Below are 15346 nucleotides of genomic sequence, written 5' to 3'. Positions count from 1 at the left end.
CCTTCCCTCAAAAATTGTTCTATTTCTCCCGCTTGGAATGAAAAGAATGAACCACGCAGGCTATAAGCGCACTTTAAAAACGACCTTGCGAATACCTTGTGCCTGATCCACTTTCAAACCTGTCTTGTGCGCATCATTTGGATCCAATAACAAAATGCTACCAGGGGTAAAATGAATATCAAACAGGGAAGTACCAGACATTTGTTGCCAATCCTCTTCTTTCACATAATCTTCCACCTTCATATTGGACAAAAAATTATATGAGATGCGTTCTTTTCCTTCAAATAGGACATGAACGTCATAGTAAGCTCGGTGGCTTTCCCACACACGGTGCTCTTCATCCGTTGTTTCCATTTCAATCACATTGTAAAAGAAATCATCAGAGACTGTATGCGTCCCCTTTTCCTCTTGACTGACATCATGTGTTTTTAAATAGTCTACCACTTTCTTGAGTGCAGGGTGTTGAATGTCTCGTGCAATCGCTGCATCTTTATACTGTACTAATTCCATATTGGAACTCCTTTCCAAATTCTAACTAAGCTTCTAATTGCTCTTGCCCATTGAAGATAGGGACCTGTTTCCCTATCTTCAATAGCTGATGCATCGCTTTATTGACGTTTTGCCCAGCTACTATCCGCATGGATTTCAGGAATATCATAGATCGTGGTATATTTAGGAGCTGCACTACCTTTTTGAGTCAATAGTGAAACAACATATCCAGATACTAATGATACAAAAATTGAAATGAATGAATAAGCCCAATAGTTTACTGCTGTTGCAGGAAGTACGTATTTAATTACAATCATCACGATACTAGAAACAACCAAGGCAGTATAGGCACCATACTTGTTAGCTTTTTTAGAAGCGAATCCAAGAACAAAGATACCGCCTAAGATTCCTAATACCAATCCCATAAAGCTATTAAACCATTCATAGGCTGATTTGATATCTGAATGAGCCATCACGATCGACACAACAATTGAGAAAATACCTACTCCCAAGGAAATATAACGTGCAATCTTCGTACGTGTAGCGTCCGTCATATCTTTAGAGATAACATCTTGAATATCCAAGGTCCAGGAAGTCGCTACAGAATTCAAACCTGTAGATAAGGTTGATTGAGCTGCAGCATAAATAGCTGCTAAGATAATTCCTGTAATCCCAACAGGCAATTGATAAGCAATGAAATAAGTGAAGATTTGGTCCTGAGGAATATCACTACCAAAAGCTCCTGGATTTTGAACCTTGTAATAAACGTAAAGACCTGTACCAATCAAATAAAATACAGTTGCTGTTCCAAGGGAAAGTACACCATTGGTAAACATCATTTTATTCAATTTTTTAATATTTTGAGTAGTCGTAAAGCGTTGGACTAAGTCTTGAGAAGACGCATAAGAAGACAAGATGGTTAAACCAGATCCCATGAGAATCAAGAATACAGATCCGGACAACAAATTCGGGTCAAATAATTTCTCAGTTGGGGCAATGAATTTACCATGAGCTAATTCATGGAAAATTGAACCAAATCCACCATGCAAATTGCCAACCAATACAACCAATGAGATGATGACGCCAACGATCAAAACCGCACCCTGAATAAAATCAGTCCACAATACAGACTTGATTCCTCCAGTGTAGGAGTAAATGATCGCCACAATTCCCATCAGGATAATCAAGATGTTTACATCAATGCCTGTTAAAATCGCTAAGCTAGCGGAAGGCAAGTACATGATAATGGACATCCGTCCAATTTGGTAGATGATAAATAGCAAGGCTGAAATGACACGAAGAGGTCGAGAATCAAATCTTCGTTCTAGATAATCATAGGCGGTATCAATGTCCATTCTTGCAAAGATAGGCAAGATATACTTAATAGACAAAGGCACTGCAATGATGAGCCCTAATTGAGCAAACCATAAAATCCAAGTCCCAGCATAAGAATTTCCCGGTAATCCCATGAAAGAGATCGGGCTTAGCATGGTCGCAAAAATAGACACCGAGGTAACGTACCAAGGGACGGTACCATCTCCTTTGAAGAACTCTTTTCCTTGCATTTCCTTTTTGGAAAATAGAAGTCCTGCAATCAATACTGCCAATAAGTAGACAATCAAAACAATTAAATCAATTGTTGTAAAACCAGAATTTCCCATATTACTTTCTCCATCCAACAAGTACTTCAGAAGGCCAGGTCACAGTCCAACCTCTAAAACGATACTTGAAAAAACCGGATTGACACAGTGGTCAATCGCTCAAAGCACCACTTTTTAGGAGCAGGAAGATTGAAAAGATTTGGGAAACCTCTTCAACCCGTCCACACATTGGAATCGTTCCCGCTCCTATGAAGCTCTAAACACTGATTACAAGAAGCGTTCTCTTGCCTTATTGATTAAGTCAGCTGCTTCTTTTGCAATTGCCAGATCTTCTTCATGCAAGGGTTCAAGTGGTGCTCTTACAGAACCAAGATCTAATTTTTCATTTAGACGGAGAATTTCTTTGATCACTGCATAAAGATTTGCTCGTCCACTGACCATCTTATAAATGACATCATTGATCGCATATTGCAATTCTTTAGCTGTTTCAAAATCGGATTCTTTGATCAATTCATTTAATTTTAAGAACAAATCAGGCATCACCCCGTAAGTACCACCAATTCCAGCTTTTGCACCAATAACACGACCACTAATGAACTGTTCATCTGGTCCATTAAAGACAATATGGTCATCTCCTCCATCAGCTACAAACATTTGAATATCTTGTGTTGGCATGGATGAATTTTTCACCCCGATCACCCGTGGATTCTTGCGCATTTCAGCATACAGGTCGCGTGTGAGGGTGGTACCAGACAATTGCGGAATATTATAAATGATAAAATCTGTATTTGGTGCAGCCTTGCTCATGTCATTCCAATAGCGAGCAATCGAATAGGCAGGAAGACGGAAGTAAATAGGTGGGATCGCTGCAATAGCATCTACTCCCAAGCTTTCAGCATGCTTAGCAAGTTCAACGCTATCTTTGGTATTGTTACATGCGACATGGGCAATAACCGTTAGTTTTCCTTTCGCAACCGCCATCACATTCTCTAAAATCAGCTTACGATCTTCCACGCTAAGATAAATACATTCTCCAGAAGAACCGTTGACATAGACCCCTTGCACCCCTTTGTCAATATGGTATTGCGTCAAGGCACGGACTCTTTCTGGACTCACTTCGCCATTTTCATCATAGCAAGCATAAAACGCTGGAATAACACCTTCATATTTTTTCAAATTTTCATTTGTCATTTGGAGACCTCTTTCTTTATTTTGTTGCTTCTACAAATTTTTTTGTAATTAGTTGTGGACGTGTAATAGCAGATCCTACGACAACACTATAGGCACCTAGCTCCAAGACCCTACGGACTTTATCAGGGGTATCGATGTTGCCTTCTGCAATTAATGGATGAGATAGTTTACTCAGGGCCTTGCGAATAATTTCAAAGTCATTTGATTCGATTTTATCGCCCTGACTTTGCTTGGTGTAGCCTACCAAGGTCGTTCCAATAAAATCGAAACCTAATTGGTCAGCCGTCAGCATTTCATCAATGGTGGAACAATCTGCCATCCATAATTGATCCGGGTATTTTTCCTTTGCTTTTTGGAAAAATTCTTTCAAGCTTTCGCCATTTGGTCGTGTAGAAGTTGTGGCATCTATCGCAATGATATTCGGACGAACCGTCATGAGTTCATCTACCTCTTTCATAGTTGCCGTGATATAAACATCTGCATCTTCGTAATCTCGTTTGATGATCCCAATGATCGGTAAATCTACCGCTTTTTGAATCGCTGCGATATCAACAACCGAATTGGCGCGAATTCCAGATGCTCCTCCTTCCTTGGCAGCCACTGCCATACGAGCCATAATAAAATCACTATGCAATGGTTCGTCTGGTAGAGCTTGACACGATACAATTAGCTTATGCCGTAACTCTTCCATGATTTAATCACCTGCTTCTTTTTTTAATTGTAAGCTCTTACATTAATAATCATAATACTTTAAATATGTATTTTCAATACTTTTGTCATACTTAGAAAGTACTTTCAAAAAAATATCGTATTTCCTATATTTTTATTGTATCTCTATTTGATTTCATATACAAATATTTTCCGTTATTTTTTATGTTCTTTATTATCAAGAGCTGAGAGAAGCTTCTCTCCCACCATTCATTTACTTCCTTATTTATTTCTCATAACTGCTATTTAACCTATCCACTTTTTGGCCTTCTCATTCTGAAAGTAAATTTACTCTTGAGACTACTTTTAACATCGTTCGTTTTCCCCTTATATCCTGTTACTAGTTTCAATGGTTTTTACTTACTTTTACTTGAATAAACTGGTCTCCCCATGTTATAATGTGTAATATATTATAGGAGTATCCTATTATTTCATTTTGCGAGAAAGGAGGACTGCTGTGAAACAAGATCAAGATTTACGCATGATTATCGCTAGCCATGAAACGGAATTGACAGATATGGAACGCGACATTGCCCACTATTTCCTATCATCCGAAGCACGACAGCATTCCCTATCCTCGTCTCGCGTGACCAAATTGCTACATGTCTCAAAAGCCGCTTTAACTCGTTTTTCCCAAAAATGCGGGTTTACTGGCTATCGGGAATTTGTCTACCATTTTAACGAAGAAGCGAAAGAGCAACAGCACGAGGAAGAGCATGATGACCTCACTCTCAGCGTCTTGCAACGCTACCACCATGTCAGTAACGTTACGGAAAACTTCGTCAAAGATCCCCAATTGGAGCATGTGGCAGACTTAATTGATCAGGCAGACCGAGTCTATTACTTCGGGATCGGAAGTTCCAGCTTGGTAGCCAGGGAGATGAAAGTGCGCCTCATGCGGCTCGGTGTGGCTGGGAAAGCCGTAACCGATCAGGACGGATTTACCTGGACCACCAGTATTCTCGATTCTTCCTGCTTAGTGATTGGATTTTCCTTATCGGGTAAGACGAGCGCTATTACAGATAGTTTGGTGAAAGCCAAGGAAAACGGTGCAAAAACTGTTCTTGTAACGGCCAACCCTGCTTGTGTTCACCATGATTTTACTGAAGTAGTGCCTGCTGCTCCTCTTCCTAGCAATACCTATATTGATCGCATCTCAGCGGTCCTTCCTTTACTGATTGTGGTCGACCTTATCTACACCCATTTTCTCAGTAAAAATCGAGATGAAAAAGAGACGGTGTTTAATCGCTATTGGGAAAACAAAAAGCTTTCTAATCAACGTTCCCGAAAATCTTAATATGGTCTCCCTATTTAAAAAACCAAGAAGGATGAGATAAAACTCATCCTTCTTGGTTTTTCGTCTCTATAATATTTGTAGTGGGTAAATCCCCTATGGATATTATGGACCCTGTTTTTGTGTAGAAAAAAAGTCCCATAAGATCTATAATGAAAAGCGACAAAACAACTCATTAGAAATAATCATATGGAACATTTACATTTTATCACAAAACTGCTTGATATCAAAGACCCAAACATCAAGATTGTAGATATCATCAATATGGCTACACACAAGGAAATCATTGCTAAACTGGATTACGAGGCCCCATCTTGCCCTGATTGTGGAAATCAAATGAAGAAATATGATTTTCAAAAACCGTCGAAAATTCCTTACCTCGAAACGACTGGTATGCCTACCAGAATTCTTCTTAAAAAGCGTCGTTTTAAGTGCTATCATTGCTCGAAAATGGCAGTCGCTGAGACTTCCTTAGTCAAGAAAAATCATCAAATCCCTCGTATTATCCACCAAAAGATTGCTCAAAAGTTGATTGAAAAGACTTCTATGACTGATATTGCCCATCAGCTATCCATTTCAACTTCAACTGTCATTCGTAAGCTCAATGACTTTCACTTTAAGCATGATTTTTCTCGTCTTCCAGAGATTATGTCTTGGGACGAGTACGCCTTTACCAAGGGAAAGATGAGTTTCATAGCGCAAGATTTTGACAATCTCAACATCATCACTGTTCTTGAAGGAAGAACACAAGCAGTCATCCGAAATCACTTTCTTAAATATAATAGAGCGGTCCGATGTCGAATGAAAATCATTACTATGGATATGTTTAGCCCTTACTATGACTTAGCTAAACAGCTTCGCTTTCGAATTTCTAGGCTCAGGCTGAAACAGTCCACTGGACTGTTTCACTTCCAAATGCAAAAATTGTACTTGATCGCTTTCACATTGTACAACATCTGAGCCGTGCTATGAGCCGTATTCGTGTCCAAATCATGAATCAATTTGATCGAAAATCTCATGAATACAAGGCTATTAAACGTTACTGGAAGCTCATTCAACAGGATAGTCGTAAACTCAGCGATAAACATTTTTATCGCCCCACTTTTCGTAGGCACTTGACGAATAAAGAAATTCTGGACAAGCTTTTAAGCTATTCCGAAGACTTAAAATCTCACTATGAACTCTATCAACTATTGTTTTTTCACTTTCAGAATAAAGAGCCCGAGAAATTTTTCGGACTCATTGAGGATAATCTAAAACAGGTTCATACTCTTTTTCAGACTGTCTTTAAGACATTTCTCAAGGACAAAGAGAAAATTGTCAACGCCCTTCAATTACCTTATTCCAACGCTAAATTGGAAGCAACGAATAATCTCATTAAACTTATTAAACGCAATGCCTTTGGTTTTAGGAACTTTGACAACTTTAAGAAACGAATTTTCATCGCTCTGAATATAAAAATGGAGAGGACAACGATTGTCCTCTCCAGATGTTAGCTTTTATTCAACCCACTACAGTTGACAATGAGCCTCTATTCCTTTATTCAATGAGTTGTATCACAGAACTTTAGAAATTATATAATGACAAGAATTTACTATTCTGTTTTACAATAGTTAAGCATTTGTGATTTCTGAAAGACTTACTTTTCGATCTTCTTTAACTGATAAAGTACATGCATCAGCGGTAGCGATTGATTCTAAAGCAGCTACACCATTGAGAAGTTTTTCATATTCTTCTGTAATTTCTCCACCTTTAATGATGTCATGTAGATATTCCATTTCTTTATCAATACATGTTTGTAACCATAATGGGCAACGTACTCCTGGTTTACCGTACGCAATTGCTCCATCCATACCACGACCGGTATAGATAGCTGTACGGTCATCATCTTCCTCTTGAGTTTCATGTACTAAGAAGTGTGATTCTCCTTCACCTTTAACACGAAGAGTACCTCCAGTATTGAACAAGTCAAGTTTGATAGCTCCTTCAGTTCCTTGAATCAAGACGTAGTGTTCACCCCAACGGAAAGCATTACCATATTCCAAAACAGCATAACGATCATCAGAGTATTCTAGGTTTACAATGAGCATATCATCTTCATCACCAAAGTTTTCACCTTTATGATATACATTGCCTCCTACCATTGTCGCTTTTTCAGGAAGTCCTCCCATGATGAACTGAATGCAATCTAATTCATGAATATGGTGGTACAAATGTCCTCCAGATTGAGAACGAAGTTTCTTCCATGATACAGTTGGTTGTTGTTCTTCCCAACCTGTACGAGCGGCATGGCAATAAAGAACTTTACCGATTTTACCTTGAGTAATCAATTCTTTAGCATGGTGTACACCATTAAAGAAGTTCATGATGTGACCAGCCATAAAGATAACATTATTTTCTTTACATGCGTCAACCATGGCTTTACAATCTTCATAAGACAATGCAATTGGCTTTTCACAAAATACGTGTTTGCCATGTTGAGCAGCTTTCACAACAGGTTCACGGTGAAGGTAGCTAGGTGAAGCTACGATCACACAATCAATATCTTCACGTGCTACAAGTTCATCTAAACTTGCACAAACATCTGATCCCAACTCTTGAGCAACTTCTTCTCCATGATTTGGGTCAAATACCGCAACCACTTTGGCATCTTCAATTTTGTTCATTGAGCGAGCCAAATCAGCTCCAAAATATCCAGCTCCAACAATACCGTAATTTACCATAATTTTTATCCTCTTTCTATATATTTTTAAATTTCAGCTTTAATTCTTTTTCAAATCTTCAATCTTAAATGTTATATATGGTACAACATTTTTCATATGAAGTTCATTACGAGACCATGAATCAAATTTTTCAAACATCAATCCAATTTCATGTTGTTTAATATTTTTTTCATTTTATTTTTCCTCGTTTAAAACTTTGATAACAAGTTTTTTAACAGTTTCATCATTGCAATGAATCTTTGGTTGGTGAAGATCTTCTTCAAAAGTCACCAACATATTCCCTGGAAGCAATTCAACAATTTGATAGTCTTTGCTATCGTAAAAAGCAATATCCTTCTCTTTGCTAAAAGGTACACGTGACTGAGCACGAACTGGGGAAGTTACTGCCATTTTTTCTGTATTTTCAACAACAATATGAATATCTAAATATTTCTTATGAGTTTCAAAAATATCTCCTGGAACTCCATCAGCTAGATAAGTCATACAATTTGCAAAAACATTTTCCCCATCAATATCAATTTTTCCATCAACTAAATCTGTCAAATTTGTATTTTCTAAAAAATCACAGACTTTTGAAAAATGTTTATTGACAGAAGCATATCGTCTAAAATCAGATTGTTCAGAAATAATCATATTATTTTCTCTTTTCTATTAGTGACTAGCGACGAACTTCCCAACTTGAATCCGCTTTAATTTCTGAAATATCATGAATCGTTGTATATTTAGGTGCAGATACTTTATTTTCAGTAAGAACAGATACAATATAACCTGAAACTACTGATACAGAAATTGAAATCAATGAATATGCCCAGTAGCTAACAGCTGTTGGAGGAAGGAAGTATTTAATAAATACCATAACGATGGTTGATACAATCAGCGCTGCATAAGCACCTTGAAATTAGTTCTTTTTGCAGTAACATATGAGCTCCTTTATTAAAGTAAACGTTTACATTCTTTATTTTAACACTTATTTTTTTCAGTTCAATATTTTTCATGATTTAGAAAATACTTTCTAATTTCTTTCATTTTATAACAGAACAACAAATATTAAAATATCAGAACGTAGACAAATCCTACCAGCAATAGAAAAATTGCCATATTGTAAAAGCTCTTAGGAATGTTGATATAGCGCTATTTTTTAAGAGTTATTTAGTTTCTCTAATGAAAGAAAAAGACTGAAGAAAATTGTCCAAAATGGACTTTTTCTTCAGTCTGAAATATAACAATTTTTTATTCTTTTTATTTGTATTTTATGTCTTGCAAGAACATTTGTCTACGTCAATATGTTCATATATACCTATTTTATTAATTTTTATTTTGAGTTTATTATTTCTTTCGGAATTTCTATACAACATTTTAGCAAAAAGAAAAACCCTGCCAAATTAATTTTTCTGATTCTTCTAAAGAAGTATTTCTACTCTATAATACTGAGACCATCTCATCTACCTAAGCCATCTTTTAAGTCGCTTTTTCCTTTACGACAAATACAAAGCCGATAGAGCCGACGACGGCTCCAAGCAAGACCCAATAGACCATATCCGATGAAGCCATTGGGCCTGCCAAGAGACCAGCTAAGACAAAGAGATCGATATACAGTCGGGTATCCCGATAAAAGGTCCAATTGAAATGGTAGCTACCTTCTGGGTACTGACGTGTCGATACAGGCGGTTGAAAGACCTGCAGTAGGATCAAAATCCCTACAAAAGCAAGATAAGCTAGGCTAACTACCGAAATCGGAGTCCGCATCGTTAAAGCCACAGCTGCTAAAAGCAAGACCAAGATCCAGAAATGGAAGTCCATCCAAAATTCACGATGATAACAAAACCGTCTCATAAGATCACACCTTTCTCTTAATGTAATCGTTTTCTACACTTATATTATAAGACTATAATAGGCTATTTACAAGAAATATGAAGTGAAATTTATAACTTTGTATATGATATTAATTTTCTATCATTTTATTAATCCACTCAGGTAAAACATCATCTTCATGTAATATTTCGTATCCCCCATCTTTTTTAAAATAAAGCAAAGCAGGTACTCCATCTATACTAAATTTTTGATAAAACTCCTGTATTCTAGGATTTTTTGAATCTGACTCAGTATCTAAATAGTAGACTTTGTTATTTGACTTTAATAAAAGCTCATTTAACATTGGCACAAACTCTCTACAAAATGGACAAGATTCTCTGCCTATATATACAAAACTGTTATTTTTTAAATTTCTATCTATGATATTTCCAGCACTTACTTTTGTATAATTTGTTACTATAGAGCGATATAATCTTTTCATTTTTAATTCATAATCTTTATCGATTTCAACTTTTGTTAATTGTAAATTTTCTTTATCAGCCAATTTTGATGATAAAACACAAGCATTTAACTGGCACAGAAGAATAATACCTAGCATTAATTTACTAAATTTCTTAAAATTCATTTCACGAACCATATTAATAATAACAAACAAAGGAGGATTATTTAACGTAATCTTACAAACTATTTCCTTTTAATCATACATTATAGCATTTGTACGCTGTGTTACCAAGTGCTCTAATTACAGATGCCCACCCACCAGCTGGGGACACAGCAACTCTAAACAAAGACCAAATACAATCTATTTGTCGTTGAGTCAAATGAGCTGAAGCATTACCATCTTTGAGACAATAGCGTTTATAGGTTGAACTGTTTTTATTCATATCTCCACAAACACCACGGTCCCGTGAAATTGATATTTCGATGGGCTTTATAGCATTGGCACTAACTGGAGATACAAAAGATCCTATTAAGGAAAATCCTATAATCGAAAGAAGTATCATTTTTTTAATATTTTTCATATCATCACCTTCTCTACTTAATTGTTAAATTGGTATTTTTAATCAACTAAAAATACTAAAGATAATACAGTTACAATTACTCCCAACACCTGGCTTATCCTCCTTTATTCGCTTTCGATAGTAATAGTATCACTTTAAAAATAAAATGGACATGACATAAATGTCATGTCCATTTTATTTTTATATGTTTTTCCATTTCTTTTTTTATTTTATTTTCAAGATCAAATTCGCCAAATGAATGAGCACAAACCATCGCTTGGTGATAAAATACTTTTGCTTTTTCTATATCTTTTTCCACGTAGAATGCATAGGTTCCTTTCATCATATCTATACCCGGCTTTTGTTGAAAATATTGAGTTTCTTGTACCAATTTATCCAATTCATCTATATATGGACCCAACTGTTCATAATCTTCATCTTGATATAAGATAGAAGTCATCGCTATCAAATTTCTGGTTATTAAATACAGGCTCGTTTTATCAGATGAATTTTTGGTAGCAATCATTTTATCAACTAAAACCATGGCATCTCTTTTATCCTTGGCTCTCGCGAGACATTTGAACAAAAATAATTTGATGATTAATAGATCATTTTGAGAAAATTCTTTTTTAGTCATCAATTGCCCAAAATATTCCTCAATCAAATTTTCTCCATATTCAGCTTTCTCAGTTGAAAAAACATTTAACGCTGCATCTACAGCTTCAATAGCAACTTGTTCCTCTTCTGGTAAATCTTCAAAATACGATTCGTAAATCTCATCAAAATAGGATTCCTTTAGTCTTATCCGTTCTTCATCCCCATATGTCATAAAATGAGTAACTAGAAATTTCAATTCTAGATATCTACGAGGCAATGCCGCTTTTTCATGATCTACAATATTCGACACTGGAATACCCAACATATTCGCAATATATTCTAATTTTTTTAAGCTAGGTAAAGATTCCCCCTTTTCAATACGTACTAACTGACGTACTGTTAATTCACTTTCATCGTTACAAAGTACTTCTCTCGTCATCCCCTTTTCTTCTCTTAATCGTCTTAGTTTTTTCCCAATTTCACTTTTTATATCTCTCATCTCTTAATCCTCTGGAAAAAGGCCAGAAGTTACCTCCCAGCCCTACTAAAAAAACTATGAACAAATATTAGTTGCCACCTTATTCACTGATGTCATTTTCGATAACCACCTTGAGTGCATTGTTTTCACCCGCATGTTTAAAGACATCATAGGCTTTTTCGACTTCTGAGAGTTTGAAGTGATGGGTGATGAGCTTGGTTGCATCGATCTTACCAGATTTTAAGACATTGAGCAACATTTCAGTGGTGTTGGCATTGACAAGACCGGTGTTAAGGGTAATGTTCTTGATCCACAATTCGTCCAAATTGAAGCTAACCGGTTTTCCGTGAACACCGACATTGGCAATATGACCGCCAACGGAGATGACGTTTTGGCAGACATCAAAGGTAGCAGGATAACCCACACATTCCATAGAAATATCGACCCCACGGCCATCGGTCACTTCATTAATAAAGGCCTTGATTTCCGCAATATCGCTGGAGCAGATGGTATGAGTTGCTCCAAATTTCTTAGCCGCTGCGAGGCGCGCTTCGGACAAGTCCACCATGATAATTGTAGCTGGTGAGAAGAATTGAACGGTCAAAAGAGCCGCAAGACCGATCGGACCAGCTCCAACGATACAGACATTGTCCCCTGGTTTTACATGAGATGGGAGGACCCCGATTTCATAAGAGGTTGGGAGAATATCTGAGAGCATGACCAAGGCTTCGTCATCCACACTTTCAGGCGCATGATAGAGACTACCATCCGCATGTGGAATATGCACATATTCTGCTTGGGTTCCATTGATCAAGTGACCCAGAATCCAACCACCATCTTCACAGTGAGAAGGCAGGCTACGTTTACAGTAATAGCAGGTGTTACAAGCTGTGACACAAGAGATGATGACCTTGTCACCCACCTTGAAGTTATTCACCGCATCACCGACTTCTTCGACGATCCCGATGCCTTCGTGACCTAAAATCGTGCCTTCTTTACAGGCAGGAACATCTCCTCCTAGGATGTGAAGGTCTGTCCCACAGATAGTTGTCTTCAAGACACGAACAATAGCATCCGTTGGGTTTTTTATCCCTGGTTTTGGTTGGTCGATCAGTTGCAGATTGCCTGCAGATACATAGGTTGCAGCTTTCATAAGCGACTCCTTTTCTTTGTTGGTTTGATAAAACCATTTTCTGTTTGTTTCTTTGTGAATATTATAACATAGTAAGCAAGCGTTTACAATAGTTCAAAGCATATTTTTAACAGTTTTTTGAGCAAACAAAAACATTCCACTTAACTCTATCAGAGGAATGCTTTAATGATCTTGTTCTAACTGTTCACGTTGCTTATAGTATTCTTGCTGTTCGCGCTCGCGCTCTTCTTCTAAGCGCTCTTCATAACGCTTGAGTTCTGCCTCAAACTCTTCTTGCAAGGCAAATAAGCGCTCTAAGCCACTTTGAGCTTCCGCACTTGGGGCTTGAAAATGCAGAGCACTCAGCCAATCCACCAAATTTTCGGTGTGTTGGCGGACATCCATGCGCATATCCGCATAATCCCACTCCAGCTCACTAAGCTTCTGATTAAAGCGGTGATGTCGATCTTCTAGCTGTTCTAATTCATTATTTCCTGAATGGTACATCACATACCTCCTTTAATTGGACTCATGAAAATCGGCTTTTTCACTGATTTCAGTGCTGCTTCTGCTGCGTCCGCTGCTCCTCCTGTAAATCCATCTTTCAAATCACTAACTAGGGTCGTTGTGGCAAAAGAGCGCATCTTTTCGGATTGACCGCTCAAAGTCACCTGCAAACTCATCCCTTCCAACATCATCAAGGCTTTTTGCGTTGCAATCAAACTCCGAATTGCAATCCGCTCTTGCTCCTTTTTAATCTCTCGATGGAGCTCCTCAATGCGTTCTCTATCCTCTCCCAGGATCTCTAACATCTTTTTCTCCTACTTATGAAAAATCAAAGGCCGCTGCTTGTCCCTTGTCCAAGTCCACCAATTGGGCTGATGCAGCTTCCAGTTGGCCTGCCAGATCTGACAGACGTGTCGAGTAGGCCTTTGCTTGAGCCAGGTTTTCTGCCTCGACCGCTTGGTCCCAGCAAGTATCCATGGAGAACTCTCCTAATAGTTGTTCCACTTCTGCATCCGTTAAAAATTGGGCCATACTGTGGGCCATTTGCGACACCTCCGCAACCTTATGGGAAACCGTCTCCTTGGCCACTTCTAGCTGATCTTTGAGCTCGGCTTCAAAGAGCGTCGCTTGCGCTGAAGCATTTTGTGCTACTGCCAGTACCAATTCCTCCCGCAATTGAATGGTCTGGGTCCCAGACGCACTCGCTAGTTGCTGATGGAGGCTAGGAATGCTGGACGCATCCTCAGGTGTCCCCTGCCCATGCAGAGAAACAACCGAGGCAGATGATGGATTTTCTGATGTAGGTGCTTCTTGATCCCTTTGTGGCATCTCAATAATTTTCTGCGCCTGGTCTTGCATCCCTTGTACTTCATCTTCTAACCCCATTTGAGACAGCCTCCTTTCTTGGTTCATTTTATGGTCCACAGATCCTAAACTTCCCTGCCTCACCAGTAGAAGCAAATTCACACACTATAGGGTAACATAAATTAGCTCGTAATGCTATAAAAATTTCAAAAAATAGTTAAAAAAACAGCTCTTGATGAAAAAAATTGAATTTGAGTCTCATGTTCCTAAAAAATAAAAGGAAGAGCTCAGCTTTTTTAGCGCCATTTACTATAATCCCCTTTTTGGATCTCTAAATTGTAAACAACCTTCGCTTCTGGGCTACCACTTTTATTTTTATCCACTCCAACTAACTGCCCAGCATCCGTTAGGACCTTTAGACTCGTATCAATTCCTTCATCCTCTTTCACCTTTGCATCTTCTGGTAGTTTCTCTTCATTTGAAACATCAATTGCTTCTCCTGTTTTTGAATTATCTAAGAAAATGACCTCTTTATGATTCATCCCAAAATCAAATTCAACTCCCTGGTGGAAGCCATAGCGGAGCATGGGCTCTCCTTTTGCATCCCGCCCTAGATAAGCTTTGTTTCCATGCCGATCATAGACAACCGGAACCACATTCACTCGTAAAGGATCCCCAGACTTCAAACCTCCGTCAAAGATAATCGGAGAAAATTCAATTTTACTGATACCTGTGAAATTTTCCTTCACGTACAAAGCCGTTTGTTCTTCCAATAGACGGAAAGAATGTTTAAAAATGCTCTCCTCTTCATGGGTCAAGCCTTGGGCTGTTCGATGGGGGTTCTTCAGCCAGATCATCCCTACACCCAGAATGACGACGATCACTAAAAGGATTCCTATAATCTTTTTTCTCATCTTTACCTTCTTTGTTCTAGTTCTTTTCTTATACCCTATCATAAAATCAAGGGAATTGCGAACTCAAAGCAAAAAATCCCCCACTCTTTCAAGTG

16 protein-coding genes and 2 pseudogenes are annotated in these 15346 nt (G+C 37.9%); 2 read left to right on the top strand and 16 right to left on the bottom strand.

The window, feature by feature from the left end:
- Positions 1 to 60: 60 nt before the first annotated feature.
- The 4 genes from BTU61_RS01995 to BTU61_RS01980 all read right to left on the bottom strand — a co-directional run bounded on the left by BTU61_RS01995 (position 61) and on the right by BTU61_RS01980 (position 3972).
- On the bottom strand, positions 61 to 510 hold the full coding sequence (locus BTU61_RS01995) for a NanQ anomerase/TabA/YiaL family protein (protein ID WP_200772128.1): 450 nt from the start codon (positions 508 to 510) through the stop codon (positions 61 to 63).
- A 98-nt stretch (positions 511 to 608) separates the two neighbouring features.
- The gene (locus BTU61_RS01990) at positions 609 to 2150 is read right to left on the bottom strand and encodes a sodium:solute symporter family protein (RefSeq protein ID WP_187539543.1); all 1542 of its coding nucleotides are present in this window, start codon (positions 2148 to 2150) and stop codon (positions 609 to 611) included.
- Positions 2151 to 2357: 207 nt separating this feature from the next.
- Entirely contained in the window at positions 2358 to 3281 is a 924-nt protein-coding gene (locus BTU61_RS01985) for a dihydrodipicolinate synthase family protein (RefSeq protein WP_200772127.1), read from the bottom strand.
- Between the two features lie 16 nt (positions 3282 to 3297).
- Positions 3298 to 3972 carry an N-acetylmannosamine-6-phosphate 2-epimerase gene (locus tag BTU61_RS01980; RefSeq protein ID WP_200772126.1) on the bottom strand — a complete coding sequence of 225 codons (675 nt, stop codon included), beginning with the start codon at positions 3970 to 3972 and terminating at the stop codon, positions 3298 to 3300.
- A gap of 474 nt (positions 3973 to 4446) precedes the next feature.
- On the opposite strand from BTU61_RS01980, the gene BTU61_RS01975 reads away from it, so the two are divergent.
- Complete coding sequence (locus BTU61_RS01975; protein ID WP_200772125.1) at positions 4447 to 5286, top strand: MurR/RpiR family transcriptional regulator; 840 nt, start codon at positions 4447 to 4449, stop codon at positions 5284 to 5286.
- A 186-nt stretch (positions 5287 to 5472) separates the two neighbouring features.
- Positions 5473 to 6779: pseudogene (locus BTU61_RS01970) on the top strand (ISL3 family transposase).
- Between the two features lie 117 nt (positions 6780 to 6896).
- On the opposite strand, the gene BTU61_RS01965 reads toward BTU61_RS01970, so the two are convergent.
- From BTU61_RS01965 to BTU61_RS01910, 12 genes and pseudogenes are all read right to left on the bottom strand, one after another.
- A complete protein-coding gene (locus tag BTU61_RS01965; RefSeq protein ID WP_000248712.1) occupies positions 6897 to 8006 on the bottom strand; it encodes a Gfo/Idh/MocA family protein in 1110 nt (369 codons plus the stop codon).
- 174 nt (positions 8007 to 8180) lie between these two features.
- Positions 8181 to 8639 (bottom strand): NanQ anomerase/TabA/YiaL family protein, encoded by a 459-nt coding sequence (locus BTU61_RS01960; protein WP_200772124.1) that lies wholly within the window; start codon positions 8637 to 8639, stop codon positions 8181 to 8183.
- A 25-nt stretch (positions 8640 to 8664) separates the two neighbouring features.
- Positions 8665 to 8901 (bottom strand): annotated as a pseudogene (locus tag BTU61_RS01955) (sodium:solute symporter family protein); the annotation flags it as partial.
- A 563-nt stretch (positions 8902 to 9464) separates the two neighbouring features.
- Positions 9465 to 9839, bottom strand: a complete 375-nt coding sequence (locus tag BTU61_RS01950) for an ABC transporter permease (protein ID WP_200772123.1) — start codon at positions 9837 to 9839, stop codon at positions 9465 to 9467.
- A 109-nt stretch (positions 9840 to 9948) separates the two neighbouring features.
- Positions 9949 to 10443 carry a DUF6568 family protein gene (locus BTU61_RS01945; RefSeq protein ID WP_200772122.1) on the bottom strand — a complete coding sequence of 165 codons (495 nt, stop codon included), beginning with the start codon at positions 10441 to 10443 and terminating at the stop codon, positions 9949 to 9951.
- Positions 10444 to 10516: 73 nt separating this feature from the next.
- Positions 10517 to 10840, bottom strand: coding sequence for a hypothetical protein (locus BTU61_RS01940; protein WP_200772121.1), 324 nt, complete (start codon positions 10838 to 10840; stop codon positions 10517 to 10519).
- A gap of 163 nt (positions 10841 to 11003) precedes the next feature.
- On the bottom strand, positions 11004 to 11915 hold the full coding sequence (locus BTU61_RS01935) for a helix-turn-helix domain-containing protein (RefSeq protein ID WP_200772120.1): 912 nt from the start codon (positions 11913 to 11915) through the stop codon (positions 11004 to 11006).
- Between the two features lie 79 nt (positions 11916 to 11994).
- Positions 11995 to 13047, bottom strand: a complete 1053-nt coding sequence (locus BTU61_RS01930) for a zinc-dependent alcohol dehydrogenase family protein (protein WP_200772119.1) — start codon at positions 13045 to 13047, stop codon at positions 11995 to 11997.
- A gap of 162 nt (positions 13048 to 13209) precedes the next feature.
- The gene (locus BTU61_RS01925; RefSeq protein ID WP_200772118.1) at positions 13210 to 13533 is read right to left on the bottom strand and encodes a hypothetical protein; all 324 of its coding nucleotides are present in this window, start codon (positions 13531 to 13533) and stop codon (positions 13210 to 13212) included.
- Entirely contained in the window at positions 13533 to 13838 is a 306-nt protein-coding gene (locus BTU61_RS01920) for a hypothetical protein (RefSeq protein WP_200772117.1), read from the bottom strand. The genes BTU61_RS01925 and BTU61_RS01920 overlap by 1 nt, the downstream gene beginning before the upstream one ends.
- A 13-nt stretch (positions 13839 to 13851) precedes the next feature.
- Positions 13852 to 14418, bottom strand: a complete 567-nt coding sequence (locus BTU61_RS01915) for a hypothetical protein (RefSeq protein ID WP_200772116.1) — start codon at positions 14416 to 14418, stop codon at positions 13852 to 13854.
- 215 nt (positions 14419 to 14633) lie between these two features.
- Positions 14634 to 15251 (bottom strand): hypothetical protein, encoded by a 618-nt coding sequence (locus BTU61_RS01910; RefSeq protein WP_200772115.1) that lies wholly within the window; start codon positions 15249 to 15251, stop codon positions 14634 to 14636.
- Positions 15252 to 15346: the final 95 nt, after the last annotated feature.

Source organism: Streptococcus lactarius, assembly GCF_016642265.1.
In the GTDB taxonomy this organism is placed as follows: Bacteria; Bacillota; Bacilli; order Lactobacillales; family Streptococcaceae; genus Streptococcus; species Streptococcus lactarius.
Note: the sequence above shows the minus strand (reverse complement) of the source record. Positions and strands in the feature narration are given on the sequence as shown.

Coding starts and splice junctions, on each gene's coding strand:
- BTU61_RS01995 (WP_200772128.1), bottom strand. CDS start 510: ATGGAATTAGTACAGTATAAAGATGCAGCGATTGCACGAGACATTCAA.
- BTU61_RS01990 (WP_187539543.1), bottom strand. CDS start 2,150: ATGGGAAATTCTGGTTTTACAACAATTGATTTAATTGTTTTGATTGTC.
- BTU61_RS01985 (WP_200772127.1), bottom strand. CDS start 3,281: ATGACAAATGAAAATTTGAAAAAATATGAAGGTGTTATTCCAGCGTTT.
- BTU61_RS01980 (WP_200772126.1), bottom strand. CDS start 3,972: ATGGAAGAGTTACGGCATAAGCTAATTGTATCGTGTCAAGCTCTACCA.
- BTU61_RS01965 (WP_000248712.1), bottom strand. CDS start 8,006: ATGGTAAATTACGGTATTGTTGGAGCTGGATATTTTGGAGCTGATTTG.
- BTU61_RS01960 (WP_200772124.1), bottom strand. CDS start 8,639: ATGATTATTTCTGAACAATCTGATTTTAGACGATATGCTTCTGTCAAT.
- BTU61_RS01950 (WP_200772123.1), bottom strand. CDS start 9,839: ATGAGACGGTTTTGTTATCATCGTGAATTTTGGATGGACTTCCATTTC.
- BTU61_RS01945 (WP_200772122.1), bottom strand. CDS start 10,443: ATGAATTTTAAGAAATTTAGTAAATTAATGCTAGGTATTATTCTTCTG.
- BTU61_RS01940 (WP_200772121.1), bottom strand. CDS start 10,840: ATGAAAAATATTAAAAAAATGATACTTCTTTCGATTATAGGATTTTCC.
- BTU61_RS01935 (WP_200772120.1), bottom strand. CDS start 11,915: ATGAGAGATATAAAAAGTGAAATTGGGAAAAAACTAAGACGATTAAGA.
- BTU61_RS01930 (WP_200772119.1), bottom strand. CDS start 13,047: ATGAAAGCTGCAACCTATGTATCTGCAGGCAATCTGCAACTGATCGAC.
- BTU61_RS01925 (WP_200772118.1), bottom strand. CDS start 13,533: ATGTACCATTCAGGAAATAATGAATTAGAACAGCTAGAAGATCGACAT.
- BTU61_RS01920 (WP_200772117.1), bottom strand. CDS start 13,838: ATGTTAGAGATCCTGGGAGAGGATAGAGAACGCATTGAGGAGCTCCAT.
- BTU61_RS01915 (WP_200772116.1), bottom strand. CDS start 14,418: ATGGGGTTAGAAGATGAAGTACAAGGGATGCAAGACCAGGCGCAGAAA.
- BTU61_RS01910 (WP_200772115.1), bottom strand. CDS start 15,251: ATGAGAAAAAAGATTATAGGAATCCTTTTAGTGATCGTCGTCATTCTG.